We start from the raw sequence: 1,178 nt of genomic DNA on the forward strand, positions 1-1,178 counted from the left end.
CGTTAGCTTCGGCGAAGCGGAGAATTTAAGCCCCAGTAAACGGCGGTGGTAACTATAACCATCCTAAGGTAGCGAAATTCCTTGTCGGGTAAGTTCCGACCTGCACGAATGGAGTAACGACTTCCCCGCTGTCTCAACCGTGAACTCGGCGAAATTGCATTACGAGTAAAGATGCTCGTTACGCGCAGAAGGACGGAAAGACCCCGTGACCTTTACTATAGTTTGGTATTGGTGTTCGGTGTGGCTTGTGTAGGATAGGTGGGAGACTGTGAAGCGGGCACGCCAGTGTTCGTGGAGTCATCGTTGAAATACCACTCTGGTCATACTGGATGTCTAACTTCGGCCCGTGATCCGGGTCAGGGACAGTGCCTGATGGGTAGTTTAACTGGGGCGGTTGCCTCCCAAAATGTAACGGAGGCGCCCAAAGGTTCCCTCAGCCTGGTTGGCAATCAGGTGTCGAGTGCAAGTGCACAAGGGGGCTTGACTGTGAGAGTGGCAGCTCGAGCAGGGACGAAAGTCGGGACTAGTGATCCGGCGGCTCGTTGTGGAACGGCCGTCGCTCAACGGATAAAAGGTACCTCGGGGATAACAGGCTGATCTTGCCCAAGAGTCCATATCGACGGCATGGTTTGGCACCTCGATGTCGGCTCGTCGCATCCTGGGGCTGGAGTAGGTCCCAAGGGTTGGGCTGTTCGCCCATTAAAGCGGTACGCGAGCTGGGTTCAGAACGTCGTGAGACAGTTCGGTCCCTATCCTCTGCGCGCGTTGGAAATTTGAGAAGGTCTGTCCTTAGTACGAGAGGACCGGGACGGACGAACCTCTGGTATGTCAGTTGTACCGCCAGGTGCATGGCTGATTAGCTACGTTCGGGATGGATAACCGCTGAAAGCATCTAAGCGGGAAGCCGGCTTCGAGATGAGATTTCCTTGCCCCTTTGAGGGTGTGAGGCCCCCAGCTAGATGACTGGGTTGATAGGCTGGATGTGGAAGCGAGGACTGAAGACTCGTGGAGCTGACCAGTACTAATAGGCCGATGACTTTCAACACACATCTTTTTTGGTGTTCGCGTCCACTGTGCGGTTGTCTGATTGCAGCCGGTGCTTTCCTGGTCTTGCCTGTGTGGTAGGGTTGGGGGGTGTTGTTCAAGTGAATATTGCCACTGTCTTGTTTGTGGCTCTC

1 rRNA gene is annotated in these 1,178 nt (G+C 54.5%); it reads left to right on the forward strand.

The features are described from left to right. Positions 1-1,046 (forward strand): 23S ribosomal RNA (locus tag MHY29_RS12135); the annotation flags it as partial. Positions 1,047-1,178: the final 132 nt, after the last annotated feature.

Origin of the sequence: Micrococcus sp. ACRRV (assembly GCF_022346985.1) — a bacterium.
GTDB lineage: Bacteria > Actinomycetota > Actinomycetes > Actinomycetales > Micrococcaceae > Micrococcus > Micrococcus porci.